Origin of the sequence: Synechococcus lacustris str. Tous (genome assembly GCF_003011125.1) — a bacterium.
Lineage (GTDB): Bacteria > Cyanobacteriota > Cyanobacteriia > PCC-6307 > Cyanobiaceae > Synechococcus_D > Synechococcus_D lacustris.
Genome location: NZ_PXVC01000136.1, coordinates 1 through 2,676 on the forward strand (window position 1 = coordinate 1; position 2,676 = coordinate 2,676).

Consider the following 2,676-nt stretch of genomic DNA (forward strand, 5'->3'; position numbering starts at 1 on the left):
TGGCATATTTGAAACTTTTGAAGATTTTGGTAACTTTTTATACGACATACTTTTGGGTATTAGAAGCCACAGCCGCAACCGCTCTAAATTGCGTTGGCTTGCTGCCTTAATGCCTGGTTTTAGTAATAAAAGGAAATTGATATCACTGCTTCACAAAACATCAGTAGGCCCTAGGCCTTAATCGGCCATTATTTTTGGAACCCTAAAAAAATCACCCTCCCTTTCTGGCGCTAGATCTAGTAATTCCTCGCGTACATCGGTATTGGTAACGATATCTTCTCTGCACACATTCACAACTTCCACAGCCCGGGTGGTGGGGACCACATCAGTGGTGTCTATTTCCTCTAGCTGAGCAACAAAATCAATGATTTCYTCCAGCTGTGGCGTGAAGGTTTCAATGGTGTGCTCAGGTAAATCCAAGCGTGCCARCTGGGCAACCTTGCGAACGTCGTTGGCGCTGATGCGGCTCATRGGTTTAGGAATTCTTCTAGATCTTTACAGAGGGCGGTGGCAGCTAGATCCAGCAGCCGTTCACCATGGCTTGCYTTAGCTAGGAAAGGATCGGAACCCATGCGGCCATCGGGGTGGCGGCGGCGGAAATCATCGGGGCCATGGATCGGCCCGGCGGGGGCGGCTTCCGGCAGGGGCCGTTGCAGTTGCTCCAGGCTGGGTTCGAGGTAGAGGGTGAGGGCAATTTCGCTTGGCGTGGCGTGGTGACCTTCCCGATCGCCATAGAGCTCCCTTGCTTCCCGCATTACGGGGCCTGCCATAAACCAATTGGCAAGCCGGCATTGCAGTTGAGCTGCAGCAGGTAAACCACGTTTGCGCGCCTCCCCATAGGCCTCAGCAAAGGCAGCGCGGCTGGTGGCGATATTGCCGCCATGGCCATTGATCACAAAAATTCTTTCAAAACCATGGCCGGCYAAGGAGAGMACCACATCCCGCATCACGGCCATGAGGGTGCTGGGTTGCAGGCTGATGGTGCCTGGAAAAGCGAGGTGATGTTCGGCCATGCCAAAGGCCTGGGCCGGGGTTACGAGCACACCAGTGCGGCAACCAACCTCMAGGGCAACAGCTTCTGCGGTGAGGGCATCRGTGCCGATGGCMCCAGTGGGACCGTGYTGTTCGGTGGAACCCAGGGGCACGATTACGCCTTTGCAGCGTTGCAGGTAGGTTTCCACTTCAGGCCAACTGCGCAGTTGCAGGCGGATCGCTTCTGTGGTTAAGGCTGKTGATGTTGTTGTCATCGCTGCGGAATAGTGGCGTTACCTCCCTAGGATGCAGCCAGCGCGCGGGAGCGCCTTGRCCAATGTTGCAACGAAAGCTCTATCAGTTCAGCGCAGAACAGCGCCCGGTTTGGGTGTTTCTGCGGGACCAGCAACGCTGGATCGAACAGGCTCGAATCCTTGAGATCGAAGGTGATTGCGTCACTTTGCGTTACGACGCTGAGGAGGAAGACGAACTGCACAGTTGGGAGGAAATCGTGCGGATCGATTCAATCGGTGCGGTKAGCACCCGACTCGCTTTCTTCAGCCGCAGCGCTGCYTCYGAAGACTTGATGGTGGCCGAACAAGACGAATGTCCAGAGGCGGAACARCTAAAACCCCAGCCCTAGTGGGCGGTGCCGTTGCCGTCGTAGGAATCGGTGTTGTAAAAGCCGCCGGTGTTGCCAAAAACCACAAGGCTGATGCTGAAGAGCACTGCCAGCAGTGGTAGGAGCTGGGCAAGGGTGATCMCGTTTGATTCCATTGGKCAGCGGTGGGATGATGTTTGAATCATTCTGGCGCTTAAACCCGTGGTTGGTTGCAGTCGGTTTGTTGGTATGTATGAAATTGATGGGGTTCCKCTCACCCCAAARCAACTGAAGAAATTTGCACCACCARTTTTTTCTGATCTAAAACAGGAAAGGCAACATCGTAAGCAGCGCTTAGTGGGTGCACTAAGGATATTTGGTGCTMTGGGTTTTGGTGAGGGTGTRGCTGGTCATATCACGGCCCGRGATCCGGAATATATAGATCATTTTTGGGTAAAYCCATTTGCRATGTCKTTTAAGARRGTRCGYATTAGTGATTTGTTRTTAGTAAATCATAGMGGTGATGTTGTGATTGGTGAATTGCCTGTTAATCGTGCTGCATTTGTATTGCATTCMGCGATCCATCAAAGAAGGCCAGAAGTGATAGCAGCAGCCCATGCCCATTCACCCTATGGCAAGGCATTTTCAAGCCTTGGTAAGCAGCTTGATCCAATTACCCAAGATGCWTGCASWTTTTATAAGCAGCATCAATTGATTTCAGTTGATGGCGGCARGGTGGTGCTTGAAGCAGAATCTGCAAATTGCTTTGCAGATAATTTCTTAGCTGGAAAAGCTGCGATTCATCAAAACCACGGTTTATTTACGGTTGGTGAAACAATAGATTCAGCTGCTTTTTGGTTTATTGCMATGGAGCGTTGCTGCCAAGCGCAGCTATTAGCRGAAGCTGCTGGAACRCCAAAATTAATAAGAGATGAATGGGCAAGTTAYACAAGCCAGCAAATTGGCAATGAACTTGCTGGTTGGTATGGCTTTCAATCATTTTGGGAGGAAATAATCACAACGGATATCGATATGTTTGATTAAGTTGCTTTATGCGATGGAGGCATTGATCTATTATTGGCTAGGTATCTAAACTATCTTGC

5 protein-coding genes and 1 pseudogene are annotated in these 2,676 nt (G+C 50.8%); 3 read left to right on the plus strand and 3 right to left on the minus strand.

All coding sequences use genetic code 11. The features are described from left to right. A pseudogene (locus C7K08_RS16185) lies at positions 1-181 on the plus strand (beta-carotene hydroxylase); the annotation flags it as partial. Here the strand turns inward: C7K08_RS16185 and gatC are convergent. Further along, complete coding sequence (gatC, locus tag C7K08_RS13365) at positions 178-471, minus strand: Asp-tRNA(Asn)/Glu-tRNA(Gln) amidotransferase subunit GatC (protein ID WP_106501041.1); 294 nt, start codon at positions 469-471, stop codon at positions 178-180. The pseudogene C7K08_RS16185 and the gene gatC sit on opposite strands and share 4 nt — an antisense overlap. Then, entirely contained in the window at positions 468-1,247 is a 780-nt protein-coding gene (locus C7K08_RS13370; protein WP_106501042.1) for a creatininase family protein, read from the minus strand. The genes gatC and C7K08_RS13370 overlap by 4 nt, the downstream gene beginning before the upstream one ends. Positions 1,248-1,309: 62 nt before the next feature. Between C7K08_RS13370 and C7K08_RS13375 the strand changes: the two genes are divergently transcribed. Continuing rightward, complete coding sequence (locus C7K08_RS13375) at positions 1,310-1,615, plus strand: DUF6679 family protein (RefSeq protein ID WP_106501043.1); 306 nt, start codon at positions 1,310-1,312, stop codon at positions 1,613-1,615. On the opposite strand, the gene C7K08_RS16035 is transcribed toward C7K08_RS13375, so the two are convergent. Beyond that, positions 1,612-1,749, minus strand: coding sequence for a hypothetical protein (locus C7K08_RS16035; protein WP_162842910.1), 138 nt, complete (start codon positions 1,747-1,749; stop codon positions 1,612-1,614). The two genes, C7K08_RS13375 and C7K08_RS16035, sit on opposite strands and share 4 nt — an antisense overlap. A gap of 73 nt (positions 1,750-1,822) precedes the next feature. Between C7K08_RS16035 and C7K08_RS13380 the strand changes: the two genes are divergently transcribed. After that, on the plus strand, positions 1,823-2,617 hold the full coding sequence (locus C7K08_RS13380) for a class II aldolase/adducin family protein (protein WP_106501044.1): 795 nt from the start codon (positions 1,823-1,825) through the stop codon (positions 2,615-2,617). The last annotated feature ends 59 nt before the right edge of the window (positions 2,618-2,676 follow it).